Source organism: Mailhella sp. (genome assembly GCF_057866825.1).
The window spans coordinates 1-19,457 of sequence record NZ_DBMAHT010000036.1 but is presented as its reverse complement, the minus strand read 5'-3'; the positions used below and the strand labels follow the sequence as shown (position 1 = coordinate 19,457).

Annotated in this window: 12 protein-coding genes and 2 pseudogenes; 5 read left to right on the top strand and 9 right to left on the bottom strand. The window is 64.0% G+C overall.

Going from position 1 to position 19,457, the window contains the following annotated elements:
* The 8 genes and pseudogenes from ACZM96_RS05355 to ACZM96_RS05320 form a co-directional block, all read right to left on the bottom strand.
* Positions 1-263, bottom strand: a pseudogene (locus tag ACZM96_RS05355) (4-(cytidine 5'-diphospho)-2-C-methyl-D-erythritol kinase); the annotation flags it as partial.
* Positions 264-636: 373 nt separating this feature from the next.
* Positions 637-1,311, bottom strand: a pseudogene (gene cmk / locus ACZM96_RS05350) ((d)CMP kinase); the annotation flags it as partial.
* A gap of 1 nt (position 1,312) precedes the next feature.
* Positions 1,313-2,431, bottom strand: coding sequence for a histidinol-phosphate transaminase (hisC, locus tag ACZM96_RS05345; protein ID WP_489487810.1), 1,119 nt, complete (start codon positions 2,429-2,431; stop codon positions 1,313-1,315).
* 617 nt (positions 2,432-3,048) lie between these two features.
* On the bottom strand, positions 3,049-3,522 hold the full coding sequence (locus ACZM96_RS05340; protein WP_294487853.1) for a universal stress protein: 474 nt from the start codon (positions 3,520-3,522) through the stop codon (positions 3,049-3,051).
* Positions 3,523-3,642: 120 nt separating this feature from the next.
* Positions 3,643-6,948, bottom strand: coding sequence for a hypothetical protein (locus tag ACZM96_RS05335; protein ID WP_489487809.1), 3,306 nt, complete (start codon positions 6,946-6,948; stop codon positions 3,643-3,645).
* Positions 6,949-7,020: 72 nt separating this feature from the next.
* Positions 7,021-7,875: a tetratricopeptide repeat protein gene (locus ACZM96_RS05330; RefSeq protein ID WP_489487808.1), complete on the bottom strand. Its 855-nt coding sequence runs from the start codon at positions 7,873-7,875 to the stop codon at positions 7,021-7,023.
* Between the two features lie 25 nt (positions 7,876-7,900).
* A complete protein-coding gene (locus tag ACZM96_RS05325) occupies positions 7,901-10,804 on the bottom strand; it encodes an insulinase family protein (protein ID WP_489487807.1) in 2,904 nt (967 codons plus the stop codon).
* A 99-nt stretch (positions 10,805-10,903) separates the two neighbouring features.
* Complete coding sequence (locus tag ACZM96_RS05320; RefSeq protein ID WP_489487806.1) at positions 10,904-11,278, bottom strand: hypothetical protein; 375 nt, start codon at positions 11,276-11,278, stop codon at positions 10,904-10,906.
* A 704-nt stretch (positions 11,279-11,982) separates the two neighbouring features.
* On the opposite strand from ACZM96_RS05320, the gene ACZM96_RS05315 reads away from it, so the two are divergent.
* Positions 11,983-12,468 (top strand): EVE domain-containing protein, encoded by a 486-nt coding sequence (locus ACZM96_RS05315; protein ID WP_489487805.1) that lies wholly within the window; start codon positions 11,983-11,985, stop codon positions 12,466-12,468.
* A 227-nt stretch (positions 12,469-12,695) separates the two neighbouring features.
* Here the strand turns inward: ACZM96_RS05315 and ACZM96_RS05310 are convergent, their stop codons facing one another.
* Positions 12,696-14,762 carry an elongation factor G gene (locus tag ACZM96_RS05310; RefSeq protein ID WP_489487804.1) on the bottom strand — a complete coding sequence of 689 codons (2,067 nt, stop codon included), beginning with the start codon at positions 14,760-14,762 and terminating at the stop codon, positions 12,696-12,698.
* A gap of 276 nt (positions 14,763-15,038) precedes the next feature.
* Between ACZM96_RS05310 and trmFO the strand changes: the two genes are divergently transcribed.
* From trmFO to ACZM96_RS05290, 4 genes are all read left to right on the top strand, one after another.
* A complete protein-coding gene (trmFO, locus tag ACZM96_RS05305) occupies positions 15,039-16,460 on the top strand; it encodes a methylenetetrahydrofolate--tRNA-(uracil(54)-C(5))-methyltransferase (FADH(2)-oxidizing) TrmFO (RefSeq protein ID WP_489487803.1) in 1,422 nt (473 codons plus the stop codon).
* Between the two features lie 239 nt (positions 16,461-16,699).
* Positions 16,700-17,068 carry a hypothetical protein gene (locus ACZM96_RS05300; RefSeq protein ID WP_489487802.1) on the top strand — a complete coding sequence of 123 codons (369 nt, stop codon included), beginning with the start codon at positions 16,700-16,702 and terminating at the stop codon, positions 17,066-17,068.
* A gap of 433 nt (positions 17,069-17,501) precedes the next feature.
* The gene (locus ACZM96_RS05295; RefSeq protein WP_489487801.1) at positions 17,502-18,473 is read left to right on the top strand and encodes a CorA family divalent cation transporter; all 972 of its coding nucleotides are present in this window, start codon (positions 17,502-17,504) and stop codon (positions 18,471-18,473) included.
* Positions 18,474-18,664: 191 nt separating this feature from the next.
* Positions 18,665-19,330, top strand: a complete 666-nt coding sequence (locus tag ACZM96_RS05290; protein WP_489487800.1) for a C40 family peptidase — start codon at positions 18,665-18,667, stop codon at positions 19,328-19,330.
* The last annotated feature ends 127 nt before the right edge of the window (positions 19,331-19,457 follow it).

Here is a 19,457-nt window from a genome sequence, read left to right as displayed (position 1 = left end):
TCGTAGGCGCGCGTGAGCGTGTTGCGCTCCGGGTCGATGCCTTCCGTGTCGCATGTCACGCGGATGCCGCGCTCCCGCTGCGCCAAGGAGAAGGTCAGCTCGTCCCGCGGTTCAGAGGCCGGAACAAACAGCGTGCGCAGTTCGTGATAGCCGTTCGGCAGCTTTCCCGTGATGAAAAGAAAAAGATTGATCTTGCAGCCGGCGTACACCGTTTCCGTCCGCCCGGACGGCAGCGGGGACGCCGAAACGCTTTTTTCGTTCATACGCGCTCCGAATGGGATGCCGAAAAAGACATCAGCCGACGATTTCCGCCTGAATGGACGCCCTGCCCGGCAGCGCGTCGGCCATGGATGCCGCGGCGCACTGCGCGGCGGAAAGCGCCAGCACTCCGGCCGCGGGGCCGTCTTCCGCACTTGATTCCGCCACGAGACGCCCTTCTTCCGCACGGCAGGAAAGCGTCACGCGGCAGGAAAGCCTGCGCCCCGCCGCCACGGCTTCGGCCGCGGCAAGGCCGTCTCTGCGGGCCTGCTCAAGCGCATTCTCACCCGCCGCGCCACGCAGGCTCTCCGGCAGAGGCCCGGCAAACGAGGCAAAGGCCCGCGCGCAGACCGCGCGCGTTTTTTCTTCCACGCCTCCGGCCTCCACGGCGTTCAGAATCACGCGCAGCACGCCGTCAAGATCAAGATCGGAAGTATCGACGATAATTGCGTCCTCGGCGGGGCGCAGAGGATCCACCGCCCGGCCTCTGTCCTGGGCGTCGCGCTCCTCAATGCCGCGCTGAATTTCCTCCAGCGTGGCGCCGTTCAGCGCGCCGCGGGCTTCAAGCTCCAGGTAGCGGCGACGGGCCCGCACTTCGGGTCTGGCGTCCAGAAAAAACTTGTGCCTGGCTCCGGGAAACACGCGGGTTCCCATGTCGCGGCCTTCGGCCACCAGCGAACACCCTTCGCCGAGCGCGCGCTGCGCGCGCTGAAGCTCCTCGCGCAGCACGGGCAGACGCGCCACCAGCGAGGCCAGACGTCCGGCCCGCTCCGTGCGTATCTCCTGCCCCACGGGCTCCCCGTTGCAGCAGAGCACCGGCGCGGCGTCGTCGCCCCGCGCTTCCAGCGAAAAACGATACTCACGGCATTTGGCGCGCAGGCGCTGCTCGTCCATGTCCGCGGCCGCCGCGCCGAGGCGCAGCCCCAGCGTGCGGTACATGGCTCCGGTGTCGAGATACGCTATGCCGAGCGTTGCCGCCAGCCTGCGGGCCAGCGTGCTCTTGCCCACCCCGGCGGGGCCGTCCATGGTGATGACGCCGAACGATACGGTCATCTCAGACCCCCAGAATGTCGTGCATGAGGGACAGGAACAGCTCATTCTCCTCATCGGTGCCCACGCTCACGCGCAGGCGGTCGGGCAGATGATAGCTGCCGAGCGCGCGGATGATGACGCCGCGCTTCAAAAGTTCGCCGTGCAGCGCCTTGGCGTCCATGGAGCCTTCCGGCAGGCGGAACATGATGAAGTTCGACAGGCTCGGCGTCACGTCGCAGCCCATGGCGCGCAGCTCACGGGTAAGGCGCGCGCGGCCGCGCTTCACGAGCTCTTCGGTGCGCTCGCGGAAGGATTCGTCGGCCAGGGCGGCCAGGGCGGCTTCTTCGGCCAGAATGTTCAGCGAGAACGGCAGACGCACGCGCCACATGTAGTCGGCAATGGCCGGGGGCAGAATGGCGTAGCCGATGCGCAGACCGGCCAGACCGTACACCTTGGAGAAGGTGCGCATGACGGCCACGTTGGGCAGACGGTCGAGCCGCGAAAGTATGGAGTGCTCGGGACCGGCGAATTCCATGTAGGCTTCGTCCACCACCAGCAGGCAGGCCGGAGGCAGCGCGCGGGCCAGCGCTTCGAGATCGTCCGGCGAGGCGACGCGGCCGGAAGGATTGTCGGGCGAGGTGATGATGACGAGCGTGGTGTTTTCATCCACCAGCTTGAGCAGGCCGTCGAAATTGAAGGTGAAGTCGGGATTCAGCGGAGCCTGACGCAGTTCCACGCCGGCCATCTTCGCCTGCGTGGGGTACAGACCGAAGCAGGGGCGGAAGGCCACGGCGTTGTGAACGCCGGGCACGGCGCGCACGCGGAACAAAAGGTCGATGACTTCGTCGGAGCCGTTGCCCACGAAGATGCGCTTCGGATCCACGCCGTAGAAGGAAGCCAGCGCCTTCACCAGCCTCGGGTTGCCCGACTGCGGATAGCGGAAGGCCTCTCCGGCGCAGTCTGCAATGACCTTGCGCACGCGGGGCGACACGCCCAGCGGATTTTCGTTGCTGGCCATCTTGACGACGCGGGAAAGCCCGTAGCGCTCGGCGATTTCCGCAATGCTGAGCCCGGGCTCGTAGGATTCAAACGTCGCCACTTCGGGGCGGACGTCGTTGAATGAGGTGAAGGGAAGTGTCATGGCGAATCCTCGGATCAAACAAGGTGCAGATGATGAAAAGGCGGACGCCGCCTCGTGCAGAAAAAACAGCGTTTGCCGCGTCGCCGGATGTCGGCGAACATTTGAACTCCGACGCGAAAACCCCGCGCGGCCTCAACCAAAACCGCAGGCGGCCCCGGCAAAAAGCGACATGTTGCGCCACGCCCCGAACGTCGGGTCAGGTCGAGCGCCCGGAAAGCCCCCGCATGCGGGAGAGCATCCGTCTTTCGCCGAAGCGAAGAGGCAAGGCGTGCCGGAACGCCGCCCGAAAGCTCGCCGCCTCGAGGAAAAGAACGCCTGCGCGTCCTTTCTGCGGGCATGCCGCCCGCGGCATGCGACAGAGCGGCGTCAGGCCGGGCATCCGGCATGTTCAGGCCGCCCTGCTCTCTGGCGCAGACTGCGCGCGGAAGCCGACGGGCCCGACGCGCCGGGCAGGCGGACGAACCTCGCTTCTGCGCGGTCGCTCAGCGTCTGCGCGGTCAAAAAGCGTGCCCGCAGGCCGAGCATGGCTCCAAAAAGGGAAAAGAGCAACAAAAAGGGCTTTCCTCTCCCGGACAAAGCCGCAAAAGGAAAGCCCTGTTTATGTTCATGGGGAAGCGTTAATCCTTGTACATCGCGCCGCCGGTGTAGTTGTCGGAAGGACGAATGGTCAGAACCGGCACATGGGAGTTCTTCACGACGCGCTCGGCCACGGAGCCGAACAGGATGCGGTCGATGCCCTTGCGTCCATGGGTGCCCATGACGATGAGGTCGGCGTCTTCCTTGGCCGCGATTTCAAGAATTTCTTCGGCAGCGTAGCCGACCACGACCTCGGCCTTGGTTTCCACGCCTTCAAAGTTTTCAGACACAAACTGCGTCATGGCCTTTTCCGCGCCGGAAACGATCTCACCGACAAAGCTGTCGATGGTGTTCGGCGGAACATGGAAACCCGTGTACTGAGTCAGCGTAGGGGCCGCATACACTGCCACGATGCTGGCATGCATGGCCTTGGCCAGCATGCAGGCGTATTCTGCCACTGTCTTGCTGTGCTCGGAAAGGTCCAACGCACATATGATCTTCTGCAGCTTTGGCATATTGCCTCCTGTGTTTCAGTGTCCGAGGCGGAATGCCGCCCAAACATGAATTTAACATAAGTGCTTTCTTTCAAAGTTGCAAGCTCTGAGGCTCGAAAAAAAACCAGTCATTCCCCGGTTTCACAGTCGGGCGGCCTCGGCGCGCATTTCTTCCACAATCTGCGCGGCGGCTTCCACATCGCCTTCTTCCCACGCGGCCCGGAAACAGCGGGCCATGTCGGCCAGCGTGTGCATGCCGTATCTGTCGGCAACGAGGGAAAGCTCGCGGGAGCCGCTGCGTATGGCCTGCACGTCGCCGTGAAGAAGCGCGTCGGAAATACGGTTCAGCCCGGCGCTGATGACCTCCGCAGGTGCCGTCACGAGCTCCGCGTTCTCTTCCGAAGAAGCGGCGTCACCCGTTTTTTCCGCGTCGTCCGACGGCAGGGCCGCCGCGTCAACGGCGTTCGGCTCAGCCATCTCTGCCTCGCCGCGACTCTCTTCCGCTTCGTACTCCGCCTTTTCGGAAGGCTCCGCGCCCGCCTCGGGCGCTTCGCCTTCGGCGCGAATCAGCGAGGCGTCGAGCTCGATGAACTCCGCCGCATCGCTTTCGTCCGGCACTCTGTCCTCAACGCGAAGCTCATGCACGTCGCTCTCATCAACGAGCACCTCTTCGACCAGCAGTTCCACCACCTCGCCTTCCGCTTCGGCGGCAGATTCCGGCGCAGGACGCAGAGCGCCCGCAGGCCGCGCTTCTTCCGCACGCTTTGCCTGCATGGCATCCCCGGAGCCCGCCTCGGACTCAGGAGGCGTCGGCCCGTTTTCCGGCAAAGGCGAGCCCTTCACTTCCAGCGGCCTTTCCGCCCTGTCGCGTCCGTGGAACAGCGACGAGAGCCAGCCCTTCTTCTCCGGCTTTTCGGAAGCGGAGGTCTCCTGCACCTGAGCGCTCTGGGCGCTCTCCTGCGCTTCAACCGGCATGTTTTCCGCTTCCGTTGCCGTTTCGCCCATCTTCGGCGCGCTCTGCGCGGGCGCGGCAGGCGAAGGTGCGCGGCGCACGGCCTTGGGCTGCATGCGCCCGGAGCCGGAATGCGCTCCCGCCAGCACCGCCGCCAGCGTAACGCGCTGCGTGCTCAGCACAGGCCGCGCGGACGTCGGCGAAAGGAGCCAGCGCGTCATGGCCCGCAGATCCTTGCGCACCACGGGCAGCAGCAGCGATTCATCGCAGCCTGCCTTGGCCATGCGCTCGGCCTGCATGTCGTCGCGGGCCAGCAGAAGGAACGGCGCCGCAGGCAGCGACTGCTCGCCCTCGAACATGCGGATGGCCGCAAGACCCTGCACCATGTCGTCCTCACCGAGCGCGCCGTCGAACACCACCAGCGAGGCGGGCGAGGCCGCATAAAGCGCCGCCGCCTCTTCGGCGTCCCTGGCTTCCCAGATCGCGCAGTCCATGTCGGAAAGGTAGTGCGCGTACAGCTGACGGCTCAGGCCGTCGGGCGAGGCCAGAATGACGATTTTGCCTTCCGCAGGAGCCCTGCCCTCGGCGGGCGGCATGGAGCGTTCGGTCACGCCGTCGCTCTCCATGGCCGTGCATTCCATGCTGAAGGAAAGTTCCATGCCCTGCGGCGTGCTGTCGACGAACAGATCGCCGCCGTGGGCGGAAGCCAGCTCCCAGGCGCGGGCAAGCAGCGCGCTCTGTCTGCCGCGAGGCGGAACCGCCTCGCCGTTGTCTGAAACGGTGAACTGCAGGTGACCCGGATGCGTGCTCTCGGCGCTGCGGCGCACGTGCAGACTGACCGCGCCGTGCGACGAAGCCCGAACCGCATCCGCAAGGAGCAGCGTGAGCAGGGTGGTCAGACGCGCGGCGTCGCCCCGGAACTTCTGCCCTATCTGCGGAGCCACGTACCAGGCCAGACCGAGGCCCTTTTTCTCCGCCTCGTCGAACACCGAGGCAAACACCTTCTGAATGACCTGCCGCAGCTCGAACACCTGACTCGACGCCTCCGGCAGCGCGGCCGCGGAAGGAAGATCCAGCGCGCTTTCCGAAAGTCTGCGCGCGGCGGCCGTCATGGCGTCGGCATGGGTCATGATGTCCACCTTGTCCTTCTTGTCCACTCCGGCGCGGGAGAGGGCAAGATCCAGACGGCAGGCCTCGTCGAAAAGCTCCTCCACCGTGCCCCGGAAGGCGCGGCGAAGCGCCGCAAGACTGTTGTCCTTATAGGTGTTGGCGCGCGTCTCGCCGCTGCGGCGCGGAGAGGCGTCCAGCGAAAGTTCCGGCTCCGGCGCGGGCGCGTCGCGATGCGGCGCGGCAGAAGCCAGAAACAGCAGTCCCGCGGCCTCGCCCGCCTGCACGGCCAGTCCCCACCAGGGACTTTCCAGACCATGCAGCAGGCCCCACAGCGAAACCACCGCGCCGCCGCCCATGGACAGGCAGGCCAGCGTGAACGGTCCGCCGCCCTGCACTCCGCGGAACATCAGCACCACGGCAGGGAACAGGCACAGCAGCGCGGCCAGCGGCCACAAGGGCAGCAGTCTTGCCGTCCAGGCCATGCCCGGCAGCAGCGGCACGATGGCCGCACACGCGCCGGGCAGTGCAAACAGCAGAAAAAGCGTATCCACAAACGGCGAAGCCACGCGCGTGCGCATGAGAACGCGCCCCGCGTGCGGCAGCATGAACAGCGCCACGCCCGCCGCAAACATGCCGGGAAACGACCACGTGCCCACGCTGCCCGAAGGCGTGGCGGGCACGCCCCAGCCTATCTGCGCCATGGCGGCAAAGGCGAGCACGCCCGTCCAGAAACGGCCCTCGCCGCGCTCCGTCACGCTGAGCAGCAGGCAGAGAAATCCCAGAAGCGCCAGCGCGGCCAGAGAAAACAGATGCCCCAGCCTTTCCGGCGAATCCATGACGGCATGCGGAGAACAAAGCGCCGGAGAAAACCACAGACCCGGCAGACCGTTCAGACGCAGCAGCACCTGCCCCTGACGCCCGGCGGACAAGAGATCGTACACGCCGAAGGACTCGGCCTGCACGCTCTGCCACGTTCTGCCGTCGGCGGAAATCCAGGCCGACACCCCCGCGGGTATCTGCGAGCCCAGATTGAGCCAGAGCGTGTGCGGCGCAGAATCCTTCACGTCCGCAAGATCGAGATGCAGCCACAGCGCGCCCGTCTCGCGGGAAAGCACGCTCACGGCGTAGGGCGAAAACTCGTTCAGACGGGCCGCCGCGGCGCTCTGATCGAGCGTGCCGCTTTTGTCCAGCAGCATGGACAGCGAAGAGCGCACCCCTATCCGCACGGCGGAAGAGCGCTTCTCCGCCGGCGGCGGCGACAAGGGCTGCGGTTCCGCCCGAATGGTCACAGGATCGGGAACCACCACGGCAGGCGCGGGATCGGCAATGACGGCCCCTTCCTGCTCCGTTTCGGCAAGCAGCGGAAAAGGCAGGCAGAGAATCATCCACAACGCCGCCGGCACCGCCGCGACGCGGATATGAGAAAACAAAAACCGAAACATGACAATCCCGTATGATTACTTCGTGATGTGGTCTCGAACAGGCTTGCCCGCAGGATCGGTGGCGTCGGGATAACGTTCAAGCACGCGCTTCCACAGAGGCTGCGCGTCGGCGGCGCGGCCCATGCCTTCCATGAGCCACGCGCCGTGAACCAGCGCGGGCGCAAAGGAAGGATCCAGCTTCAGCGCCTGCTCGTAGGCTCGCAGCGCCACCACCTTCCGGCCGTGCGCCTCAAGCTGAAGCGCGGCGTCCACCACGATTTCCGGCATGATTCTGCTCAGCTCCGCGCCGCTCGACAGCGTGAGTCCGGGATACTCCCGCAGCACGGACTGCCAGAACTCCACGGCCTGCTCCGGCTGCTCCAGATCGAGCATCATGGTCACGCCCTTGTTGAATATGGCATTCCGGTGGCCGGGATGATCCTTGAGCGCCTGATCGTAGCATTCCACGGCGCGGGCGGGCTCGCCCTTCATACGATACATGCTGCCCATGTCGGTGCGCACGTCGGCGTTGCCCGGCTCAAGACGCAGCGACGCCTGATAGGCTTCAATGGCCCCGTCGGCATCGCCCGCGTCGAAGCAGGCGTTGCCGAGCTTGGTCCAGGCGTCGGCGCTGTCGGGATTCTGACGGGCCTCGTCGCGCAGATGACCGATGTGCTGGGCCTGCGCCTCGGCCGTTGAGGCATTGGTCGAGGCTGGGGCGGCGGGAGCCGCCTCGGGGGCAGGCGCGGGAGCCGCCGCCGTCACGCTCCGGCTCACGGCTCTGTGCTCCGCCACCATGTTTCCGCAGGCAAAACCGGCGACAAACGTCACCGCACACAGAATGACCGCGGAACTCACAAGCATGGTGCCGCGGGACTTTTCATTTTTCATGGCATGTCCTTTTTCTTGTCGCGTCCTAGAGCACACGGGTCACGGTCCAGCCTTCGGCTCCGGCCACGGCCTCGGCGTCGGCTCCGCCGAGCACGCAGGGCACGGCCTTCTTCAGAGCCGCGGCCAGGTACGGCGCGAAATCATGAAAATCGGACAGCCGCGTGGCAAGAATTTCCTCGCGGATGCGCTGACGCTCCTCGTTCGTCTCTCCGGTCATGTACCGGGAAAACGCGGTTGCGCCCTTCGCTCCGGGCAGCATGTAGGCGTCCACGTCGCCGATGGCTCCCACCACCGCGCGGGTGACGTCCGCGTCGGAAAGACGCAGATTGCCCAGATAATCCGCCGTTTCGCGATACACGCGCAGCGTGTTCTCCACGTTGGGATCGCGGTAGGAGGCAAAGGTGAACGCGCCCGTGGCGCGGCCGTAGCGGGCAAAGCAGCCGTAGGCTCCGCCCTGCACGCGCACGCGGTCCCACAGGTAGCCCATGCGCAGATGCCGCAGAATCACCGCCTGCGCTCCGCTGTAGCGGTAGCCGACCTCCTTCAGATTCAGGCCGAGGCCCACGTAGTTGACCTGCGCGGGAATGCTCAGAAGCTCGGAGCCGGGCAGCGCGTCGAATTCCGGCGCGCACACCGGCACTTCGCGGTCGGGCAGTTCGGCAACCAGCGCTTCCAGCGCTCCGCGCGCCGCGGCAAGGAGCGAGGCGTCCGCCGTCATGTCGATCTTCACGCCGCCCCGGCGCACGATGCACTCATGCAGCGCAAGAAGATCGGCGCGCACAAGCTCCCATTCCGTATCCAGACGATGAATGAGATCACGCACATAGAAAAGTTCGCTCACGCCGTTCATGGCTTCGGAAATGCGTCCGGCCAGAGAAAGGCGACCGCTCAGACGGGTGTTCACCAGCGTGTGCCCCGCAGGCACCGCGGCCTGCTCCATGCGGGCCTTCTCCTCAAGCGCCATCTGCGTGAAGCGCTCGCGGTTGTCGAAGTCGGGCTCCGTGAGAATTTCCCGCATGAGGTCGGTCATGCGCTCCACCTTTTCCGCCGTGCATTTGCCGGACAGCGTAAGCAGGCACACCGGCGAAGCGTCGGCCACGCGCGCCAGCACCACGGCTCCCGCGCCGAGGCTGCCGGTATGCGCCGAAATTTCAAAGCCGAGCTGAACGTAATCGCTGCGCTTCGTGCCGAGCTCGGTCAGCGCGCGGGCGTACAGCGGCACGAGCGGCAGAAGACGCGAAGGCACGCCAGCAAGATCAAAGGACAGTCCGGCGTAGAGAATGCCCATGGTGTCGAGTTCGTGCGTCACCACGTCAAGGGCGTTTTCCCGCTCCACCTTACAGGGAATGACCGCGTTCTGCACGGGCAGATCCTGCTTGCCGAGGCTCGGCACGGTATCGAGCGCCTCCTGAGAATCGGGCGTCTGCTGGGCAAGGCGCAGCGCCGCGGCAATGCCGACCACCTCTTCGCGCTCCTTTTCGCTCATGCCGTCGCGGATGGCGGCAAGACGCGCGTCTTCGGCGCTCTGACGCGCGGCGGCAAGACCGGCGTCGGGCACGAGCAGCACCGTCACGCGATGGGGGTTGTCGAGGAACCAGCGGCGGATGGCGTTTTCAAACACCTTTTCGCCGGAGGCAAGACGGCTCTTGATGGACGCGAGCGGCTTTTCCCAGGCGAGCGGCGCAAAGGCGTCGCCGTCGTACAGCCAGTCGGAAAGGCTGCGGAACATGGCGGCAAGGCCTCTCGGGAACGAGCCGGTGTTGTTTTCGCGCAGCATGAATTCCAGAGAATTGAGCGCGGCCTCCACGGCGGGTTCGGGCACGCCGTGTTCCGCAAGATCGGCCAGCGTGTCCATCATGAGGCGCTCCACTTCGGCGGCGTTCTTCGGATCAATGGAACGCAGCCCCATGGAGAAGTAGGCCTGGCGCAGATCGCCTTCCAGACCGCAGCCGGAAATATCCTCGCCGAGCCCGGAATCCATGAGCGCCTTGCGCAGCGGCGAACCGGGAAGTCCGGCAATGACGTGTTCGAGCATGTTGAGCACGAACATCTCCTCAGTTTCCTTCGACTCGCACAGCAGCCAGTTCACGGCCACGTGCGCCTTGTCGGCGTCCTCGCCCTCGGAGGCGGCGTAGGGAATCTCAAGATGACGCGGCGAAGAAAGCCGCGGCTGAAGCGGCACTTCGGAGCTCACTTCGCGCTTCTGATAGGGCGCGAGCACGTCGGCTATGCGGGCCAGACGGGCTTCTTCGGGGTCGTCGCCCCAGAAGAAGAAACGCGCGTTGGAAGGATGATAGTAGCTCGCGTGGAACTCGCGGAAGGCCTCAAAGGTGAGAGAGGGAATCACCGCAGGATCGCCGCCGGAATCGAGGCTGTAGAGCATGTCCGGGAACACGGCGTGCTGGCATTCCTCCATGAGCACGGAATCGGGCGAGGAGTACACGCCCTTCATTTCGTTGAACACCACGCCCTTGAACTGCCAGGGGCCGTCGGGAGCGTCGGCCTCGATGTGCCAGCCTTCCTGACGCAGCACGTTCTCGTCGATGCGCGGATGAAACACCGCGTCGAGATACACGTCCACGAGGTTGTAGAAGTCCTGAAGGTTGCAGCTCGCCACGGGATAGCAGGTCTTGTCCGGGAAGGTGAGCGCGTTGAGAAAGGTCAGAAGCGAGCTCTTGAGCAGTTCCACGAAGGGTTCCTTCACGGGATACTTGTCCGAACCGCAGAGCACGGAATGTTCGAGAATATGGGCCACGCCCGTGGAATCCCTGGGCGGCGTGCGGAAGCTGACGCCGAAGGACTTGTTTTCATCGTCATTGCAGATGGACAAAAGCTCCGCGCCGGTAACGTCGTGCTTCCAGAGGCGGACGCGTCCGCCGGCTTCGCGCAGCTCTTCTTCCCTCACAAGGGTGAATCCATGACAGTTCATGCGTTTTCCTTATATGTGTTTTCCGGTGTTCAAAATGAAAAAGGCGGCCCGCGGCAAGGTCGCCCACGACGCCCACGCGGGCAGAGGCCGAACCTGGGTTCAGCAGTTGGCGGCGCGAAGAATCTCTTCCGCCTGTTCCAGAGCCATGCTGTCCTCGACGCCGCACAGGGTGCGCACGGCAAGCAGAAGCAGATCGAGAGGAATCTCCATGGAGTAGCGCCCGTTGTAAATGACGCAGCGCTCGCCGTGCACCGATATGCGATAGGCCCGGCACACGCTCCTCTCTCCACTGCCCTTCTGAATGACGTACACCTGTTCGTTCTGGTCGGTGACGTAGAGTTTCTGATGCGTCAGCACACCGCTGTATTCATCGTACCACACGGCCTCGGAAAACAGACGTCCGTAAAATATGAGACCGGCTCCATTTTCCAGATGCAGCGTGATCTTCTCCAGTTCATTCATTGCGGTGGCCATGACAACTCCGTTTCCATCGTAATACATGGGGCCTGAGCCCCTTTTGTCCTGCATAGCATTCACGTGCGGAGAGTGTCAACGTTGATATTGATAACTTATTGAAATTCATTGTGTTTAATTTTATGAACGCAAAACGTGCCCCGAGCTTTGCCCTTCTGCGCCGCGCGCCCGGCCGAAGCGGACGGAAAAACGCCCCGAAAGACGCCCGTCGGGCGCAAAAACCGCACCCGGCAGGCGGCGCAAGGCACAAAGTCCGCAAACGACGCGCGCCGCGCAGGACGCCCCCGGAAATTCCTGCCTCGCCCTCAAGCCCCTCACGCTTACTGCCCCTCTCTGCTCCACAGCCTGAGGCACGAGCGCAGCCCCCGTCGCGGAATCGCTTCCGCCCGACTGGGGAACGAATCCGTCGCCCTTGTCCTCTCCGTGCCCCCGCCTTCCCGGGCATGAACACCGCATCGCCGCACCGCCCCTCCCGGTCATGAGCCGGGCTCCGCCCGCATGGCCATGAAAGCCCCCGCCCACCTGCACAGACGGCCCTTCACGTCTGAGGAAAAGCTCTCGGAAGCGCCAGTCGCCGCACGACACGCTTCAACAAGGCGACGCCCTTTCCCGCAAAGACGGATGCAGGAACAAAACGCGCCTCTTGTCATCCGGCATGCCCGACCTTATACCGAAAGCAACATCAACAATGCAGAGGAACGCCCATGCAATACTGGCTTTTCAAAACGGAACCCGGCTGCTTTTCCCTGGATGACCTCGTCTTTTCGCCGAACGCCACCACCTCGTGGGACGGCGTACGCAACTATCAGGCACGCAATCTCATGCAGACCATGAAAAAGGGCGATCTCGGCTTTTTCTATCACAGCGGCAAGAAGCCGGAAATCGTGGCTCTTGTGGAAGTGGTGCGCGAAGCCTACCCCGATCACACCGCGCAGGATCCGAAGAACCGGCACTACGACGAAAAGGCCACGCCCGAAAATCCCCGCTGGTACATGGTGGACGTCAGACTCGTGAGCCGTTTTAACCGTCCCATTCCGCTGGAGGAACTCCGCAAACAGCCCGAACTCGAAGGCATGGAACTGCTCCGGCGCGGCAGCCGTCTTTCCGTGCAGCCCGTGGAGGAACGCTTCTTCCGGCACATTATGGACATGGTGAAAAAGGATCAGGACATCGAGCTCCCCTCCGCGTGACCGGCGCGCAGCCTGCGCTTGCAGCCCGCCGCGTGCAGAACTGACCGCCTCGCCCGCGGCAACTTGCCCCGCTCGCGACAGATTGCCCCGCCGATGGCAGCCCGCCCTGTCCGCGATCGCCCCGCCGACGCCCTGTCCGCGCAAAAAGCGGCGCTCTTCCCTGTCCGGGAGGAACGCCGCCTTCTTTTTATTCTGCGGGGGAAGAAGTTCTCTTCCCCGGTAATCCGCTATTCGCCGGCCTTGGCCGCCTGATGCTCGGCCACGACCTTGTCGACCACGGGCTGAGGCGCTTCCTCATAGTGATCGAATTCCATGGTGAACACGCCCTGACCGCCGGTCATGCTGCGCAGATCGGGAGCGTAGCGCAGCACTTCGCTCATGGGCACGTTGGCCTTGAGTTCGGTGATGCCGCCCTGCGAATCCGAGCCGAGCACCTTGCCGCGGCGGGAAGACAGGTCGCCGATGACGTCGCCCATGTATTCGTCGGGAATGGTCACGGTCATCTGCACGATGGGTTCGAGCAGCAGCACCTTGAGCTGCGACATGGCCGCCTTGAAGGCGATGGAACCGGCCATCTTGAACGCCATTTCGGAGGAGTCCACGGTGTGGTAGGAGCCGTCATAGACGCGCACCTTGAAGTCCACCACCGGGCAGCCGGCCAGGTAGCCGCGGGCCGCGCTTTCCTGAATGCCCTTGTCGATGGCGGGAATGTACTGACGGGGAATCACGCCGCCCACGATGGCGTCTTCAAACGTGTAGCCGGAGCCGCGGGGCGCGCCTTCCATTTCGATCCAGCAGTCGCCGAACTGACCGCGGCCGCCGGACTGCTTCTTGTGACGGCCCTGCACCTGCACCTTGCCGCGCACGGTTTCGCGGTAGGGCACCTTGGGCGTCTTGAGCACGATATCGACCTTGGAGCGGCGACGGGCCTTTTCCACGGAAATTTCAATGTGCAGCTGGCCCATGCCGGAGAGCAGAATGTCGGAGGTTTCCTCGTCGCGGCCGAGCTTCAGGGTGACGTCTTCGTCGAGCAGCTTCTGCACGGCGGCGAACACCTTGTCTTCGTCGCCCTTCTGCTTGGGCGCGAGGGCAAAGGTGATGAGCTGCGGCGGCAGCTTGGGCAGTTCCACCACGAAGGGGGCCTTGTCGTCGCACAGGGTGTCGCCGGTGCGGGTGCCCTTGAGCTTGGTCACGCCCACGATGGCGCCGGGGCCGAGGCTGTCCTTGCAGGCGGTCTGCGTTTTGCCGTTCACGTAGAAGAGCGAGCCGAGGCGCTCCATTTCGCCGGTGCGCATGTTCTTCAGCGAGGAATCGGAAGAAATGGTGCCGGACACCACGCGGAGCATGTTCACCTGACCGGAGAAGGCGTCGTTCAGGGAGCGGAACACGAAGCAGGTTGCCGGACCTTCGGGATCGGCGGCGCGTTCGGAGCCGTCGGCGCCGAGCACGGCGGGACGATCGGCGGGCGAGGCCAGCAGATTGTTGATCTGATTGAGCAGACGGCGGCCGCCGCGGTTCAGCATGGCGGAAGCGGGCAGCACGGCCACGATTTCGCCGGAGAGCACGCCCTGACGCAGGCCGAAGGTGATGTCTTCGTCGGAAAGGGTGCCCTCTTCGAGGTAGCGGTTCATGAGGTCTTCGTCGGAAGAGGCGATGTTCTCCACGGAGGTGTCGCGCAGCAGCAGCACTTCGTCCTCAAGATCGGCGGGAATGGGCATTTCCTCGGTTTCGCCGTTTTCCAGGAAGCGGTAGGCCTTGGAGGCGAACACGTCCACAAGGCCCATGAACTCGCCGTTTTCCAGAATCGGAATGTAGAACACCACGGGGCGGACGCCCAGATGCGTGGTGAGGCTGTTCAGGGCGGCGTCGAAGTCGGCGCGTTCGCGATCCATCTTGGTGACAACGGCGATGGTCGGCAGTCCGGCCTGCTTCACGCTCTTCCACATGCGGCGCATCTGCGGGCGCACGCCGTCCACGGCGTCCACGACGATGACGGCGCTGTCCACGGCGGCAAGCAGCCAGTCCATGTCGCAGCAGAAGTTGGAGTCGCCGGGAATGTCGATGAGGTTGTGGCGGAAGCCCTTCCAGTCAAAGGTGGCGAAACCGGGCTGAATGGAGCCGCGACGCTTGATCTCTTCGGGTTCGTAGTCCAGAGCCGTGGTGCCTTCTTCGATGGCGCCAAGACGATTGATGATTCCAGCCTGAAAAAGCAGCATTTCTGCCAGAGAAGTCTTACCGCAGCCACCGGTGCCGACAAGGGCGTAGGTGCGTTGGTTTTCCAAAGCTATGGACATACGAATCTCCACTAGGGTTTGAATTACTCTGGGACGCAAAAAAAGGCGCAAGGCCCCTGCATCGGTTCAATGAATCCTTATATAAGGTCATAAAAAGTGCCGCCATGCCCTGTCAAGCGCATACTGGTATTTTTCTGGTAAAAAGCAGGCTTTTCACGCGCGGGCATAAAAGAGTGACTTCCCGGCCGTCTTCCAGTAAGGTTGAGGCGCGCGATCCGAACGCGCCTTTTTTCAACGGCGGCACTGCCGCCTTCCTTTTCTGACCACGGAGTCGTCATGGATACGTCAACGCCCGCTTTCGTCATCATCGGCGGCGGACTCGCCGGGTGCGAATGCGCCCTTGCTCTTGCGCGCGCGGGCCTCGCCTGCACGCTTTACGAACAGAAGCCGGAAGTCTTTTCTCCCGCCCACGTCAGTCCGCTGCTCGGCGAGCTGGTCTGCTCGAACTCCTTCCGCTCCAACGACGCGCAGGGTTCGGGCGTGGGGCTGCTCAAGGAAGAGATGCGCAAGCTCGGCAGCGCCGTCATGGCCGCCGCCGAAACCTGCTCCGTTCCGGCGGGCAAGGCGCTTGCCGTGGACCGCACCCTGTTTTCGGAAGCGCTCACGCGCCGCGTGGAGGAAGAGCCGCTTATCACTCTCGTGCGGCGTCAGATTCCCTCTCTCGACGCGCCCGAGCTTGAAGGCAAAACCGTGATCGTGGCCGCCGGGCCGCTGGCCTCGGAAAATCTGGCCTCCTCGATTGCCGACATCATTTCGGAAAACGGCGAGCACACGCGTCTGTACTTCTACGACGCCATTGCGCCCATCGTGCGGGCCGATTCCGTGGACATGAGCATAGCCTTCCGCGGTTCGCGCTACGGCAACGACGCGCCGCCGCCCTACTCCGACGACGCGCCCTTTCTGGACAAGCCCATGGAAACCATGACCGACCCCGAGGCCAAGGAGAACGGCGACTACCTGAACTGCCCCATGACGCGCGCCGAGTACACGGCCTTTTACAACGCCCTGCGCGAGGCCGAACGCGTGCCCGCCCACGACTTTGAAAAGGAAATCCATTTCGAGGGCTGCATGCCCATCGAGGCGCTGGCCGACCGCGGCGAGCGCACGCTCACCTTCGGGCCGCTCAAGCCCGTGGGCTTCACCGATCCGCGCACGGGCCGCCGCCCCTACGCCCTGCTCCAGCTCCGGGCCGAAAACGCGGAACGCAGTTCCTTCAACCTCGTGGGCTGCCAGACCAAGATGACCTACGGCGCGCAGGACAGGGTGTTCCGCCTCGTGCCGGGCCTCGCCCATGCGGAATTTCTGCGCTTCGGCAGCGTGCATCGCAACACCTACGTGAACGCGCCGGAATGCCTGAACGCCGATCTGTCGTTGAAGGCCCGTCCGAACATTCATCTTGCCGGACAGATCACCGGCGTGGAAGGCTATGTGGAATCCGCAGCCTGCGGCCTGTGGCTGGGCCTGCTGCTCGCGGCCCGCGCCCGCGGCAGAGAGCTGCCCCTGCCGCCGCAGACCACGGCGCTCGGCGCGCTCATGAATCATCTGCGCACGCCTTCAAAGCAGTTCACGCCCTCCAACATTCATTTCGGTCTCATGCCGGAGCTTGCCGAGCGCACGAAGAAAAAGGCGCGCAAGGCGGAAATGGCCGACCGCGGCCGGGCCGACTTCGAGGCCTGGCGGCAGCAGGCCGGGCTCTGAGCCGGAGAGCTCCCGGGGCGGCGGATCGCGCCCCTCGGGAGCTTTCGGGCGATGCGGCGTCCGCCGGGAAGGTCGCGCTCCGAAGGCACGCAGCTTTCCGAAGCGCCTTGCCGACGCCCGCTTCTCCCGGCACGAGCACGGGCATCCATGCATTCCGCCCCGCCGGAAAACAGGGCCCCGGGCGCGCGTTCCGCTGAAGGACCGCCCGGAGCAAAACGGACATCAGGACAAGGAACGTCATGAACTTTTTCGACGCTCTGCTGAAAACACCGGGCCGGGCGCTGGCCCGGGCACTTCTGAACAGAGAGAAAACCATGTCGCTAGTCAATGCGCGTCTCTCGGACTTTCTGCATGTCCACAGCCTCGTCTGCCGCGAGGACATGAGCCTCATGATCTGCTTTTCCGTCAACGGCATGGATCAGGAAATCACCATCACCGTCGGCGACTACGACGTTGCGGACGACGGAAGCTGGATACGCCTGAACCAGGCGGGCTCCACCGTGCCCGGCATCGACAACGCGCTTGCCGCCTTCGTGCAGGGCAAAACCTTCCCCGTGCCGGAAAAGTACGCCGCAAAAGTCGCCGCTCTGAAACGCTTTCTGCTCTAGCTGCGCGGTCGTGCCCCGGAAACGCGGACGCCCTTCCCCGGCGAGCCTCGTCGCCCTCCGCGCCGAACAGCCGCCCCTCATCTTCCACGCGCCTTTTATTCGCCCCGTCGTCTTTTTCATCGGCCACGGCCTTTGATCGCCCCGCGGTCTCCTTGCGCCGACACCGCGTCTCTTTCCCTCTTGCGCCTCTCCGGCAGTCCGAGGAACTTACCGGCAGGCGACGCGCCTTTTTCAAAAGCCCCGTTTCGGGCGCGTCTGATCGCCGCCCCGCTCATTCCGCCCCCGCAACCGGCTCCCCGCCGGGAACGCTCCGACTTTTTCTAGTTCCGCCCTCGGCCCGTCTGGCCCAGATTTCGCAAAATTTCGTTTCATCTCACGCCGTTCTCCCTCTTCGCCGCTTTTCAGCTTCCGCCTTTCGTGCTAGCCTTCCGCCATGGAAATACAGCACTACCATCTCACGGCCCGGGACTGGCGCTGGCTCAAGAAAGCGCCTTCCGACGGCAGCGACATCCTTGTCTGGCACGACATCCGCCTCACGGACGACGACAATCCCGACGAAGAGCGGAAGCGCCTCGGCGAATACCTGCGCGGCCTGCATGTGGAATCCGACACCGTGGCCGCCTGCACGCAGCCCGTGAACTTTCCCGACGTGGACGTTTCCGGCGGATGCGTGTTCCTTCGCTTTCCCATGCGCGTGCAGTGGAACAGCCCCCGCGCCGCGTACATGATGATGCTGTGCATGAAAGGCGTGCTCATCAGCATAGGCGCGCCGGACATTCCGCTCTTCGACCGCGCGCTGCTGCGCCTGCAAAACGGCAGCGAGCTCTCCGAGCCCTCAAGTCAGGCGCTGCTGCTCTTCATCATGGACGTGTGCACCGACATCAGCACCCGCCAGTACATGGCCGCCCGCGCCGCCGTGGAAGCCCTCGCCGACAGAATCTACGACGAGCCGGACAACATAGGTCAGGACGAGCTCATCGCCATACGCCGCTGCGTAGGCCGCCTCTACTCCCAGTTCGAGGATCAGCTCTACTGCATGAGCGTGCTCCAGAGCCTGCAGACGCAGAGCGTGCCCTTCAGTCATCTGAAGGCCGAACTTCGGGACGTCATGGACAGTCAGAATCACGTGGTGCGCAGTCAGGATCAGCTGGAAATACGCCTGCGCGATCTGCACAACGACTGCCTGCTCCACGCCCAGAGGAAAACCGACTACCGCCTGCGCGTGCTCACCGTGCTCACGTCGCTGTGCATGCCGCTCAGCGTCATTGCCGGCATCTACGGCATGAACTTTCATTTTATGCCCGAGCTGGAGTGGAGATACGGATATTTCGCCGTGCTCGGACTCATGGCCTTCATTACCGCCGCACTGCTGATCTTCTTTTTCCGACGCGGCTGGTTCAAATAGCGTCCGTATAAAAAATCATTGCTTCCACGGCCGCGCTTTTTCATGACGAACACAGACGCTGCAACAGTACCGACCGCAGCGCAAACTTGACACCCGACTTTTTCAGAGGCAGTTTTATTTTTTACCGCGCCGCAATCTCATCGTTCTGCGTCGTTTTTCTGCCGTTTTGCGACGCCTACAGGAGCACCTGTATGACTTCACGACTCCGCATTTCTGCGATTCTGCTGTGTGCGGGCCTCGCCGTTTCCCTGCTGAGCGCCTGCCAGCCTTCCCGCCACGCGAGCGTCGTTCCGGCGCCGCAGACGCGGCCCGTCTCGGCCGCATCCGACATGCTGCCCGGAGCCGATTCCCCGGCCCCGCTCTACCGCGCCAACCTCTGCCCCACCATCATGTCCCTCGGCAAAAACGTGGCCGACATCGCCCGCCAGGGCCTGGGCGTGCGCTACAGAAGCGGCGGATCCTCCCCCGCTTCCGGCTTCGACTGCTCCGGCTTCGTGTACTGGGTGTTCGCCAAGCACGGCGTCACGGTTCCGCGCGACTCCGTGCGCCAGTCCCGCGCAGGACAGGAAGTCGCCAAGGCCGACCTCATGCCCGGCGACATCATCATCTTCCGCATCGCCAACACCCCCAACGGCCGCCACTCCGCCATCTACATAGGCGAGGGCAGCTTCATCCACAGCCCCTCCGCAGGTTCCCGCGTGCGCGTCGAACGCCTCGACGCCGATTACTGGAAACGACACTACCTGACCGCCCGCCGCGTGCTCGAAGAACCGCCCTGCGACCTCGACCTCTACGCCGACCCCGGCGTCGCCGACACCCAGGCCATGATAGAAGCCATTACGGATGTTGATTTATAAGAAGTGAGAGGACGGGGGAAGGAGGAAAAACTTTTGGGCAGATTGTCAAATGAATTGCAACAGAAAGAGATTCCCGTCTTCCCGTAAAAACTCGACAGTCGATCGATAACCAAACTTCTTGCGGGGG

Coding starts and splice junctions, on each gene's coding strand:
- ACZM96_RS05330 (WP_489487808.1), bottom strand. CDS start 7,875: ATGAAAAATGAAAAGTCCCGCGGCACCATGCTTGTGAGTTCCGCGGTC.
- ACZM96_RS05290 (WP_489487800.1), top strand. CDS start 18,665: ATGACTTCACGACTCCGCATTTCTGCGATTCTGCTGTGTGCGGGCCTC.
- ACZM96_RS05335 (WP_489487809.1), bottom strand. CDS start 6,948: ATGATTCTCTGCCTGCCTTTTCCGCTGCTTGCCGAAACGGAGCAGGAA.
- ACZM96_RS05300 (WP_489487802.1), top strand. CDS start 16,700: ATGAACTTTTTCGACGCTCTGCTGAAAACACCGGGCCGGGCGCTGGCC.
- ACZM96_RS05320 (WP_489487806.1), bottom strand. CDS start 11,278: ATGGCCACCGCAATGAATGAACTGGAGAAGATCACGCTGCATCTGGAA.
- ACZM96_RS05310 (WP_489487804.1), bottom strand. CDS start 14,762: ATGTCCATAGCTTTGGAAAACCAACGCACCTACGCCCTTGTCGGCACC.
- hisC (WP_489487810.1), bottom strand. CDS start 2,431: ATGACACTTCCCTTCACCTCATTCAACGACGTCCGCCCCGAAGTGGCG.
- ACZM96_RS05340 (WP_294487853.1), bottom strand. CDS start 3,522: ATGCCAAAGCTGCAGAAGATCATATGTGCGTTGGACCTTTCCGAGCAC.
- ACZM96_RS05325 (WP_489487807.1), bottom strand. CDS start 10,804: ATGAACTGTCATGGATTCACCCTTGTGAGGGAAGAAGAGCTGCGCGAA.
- trmFO (WP_489487803.1), top strand. CDS start 15,039: ATGGATACGTCAACGCCCGCTTTCGTCATCATCGGCGGCGGACTCGCC.
- ACZM96_RS05315 (WP_489487805.1), top strand. CDS start 11,983: ATGCAATACTGGCTTTTCAAAACGGAACCCGGCTGCTTTTCCCTGGAT.
- ACZM96_RS05295 (WP_489487801.1), top strand. CDS start 17,502: ATGGAAATACAGCACTACCATCTCACGGCCCGGGACTGGCGCTGGCTC.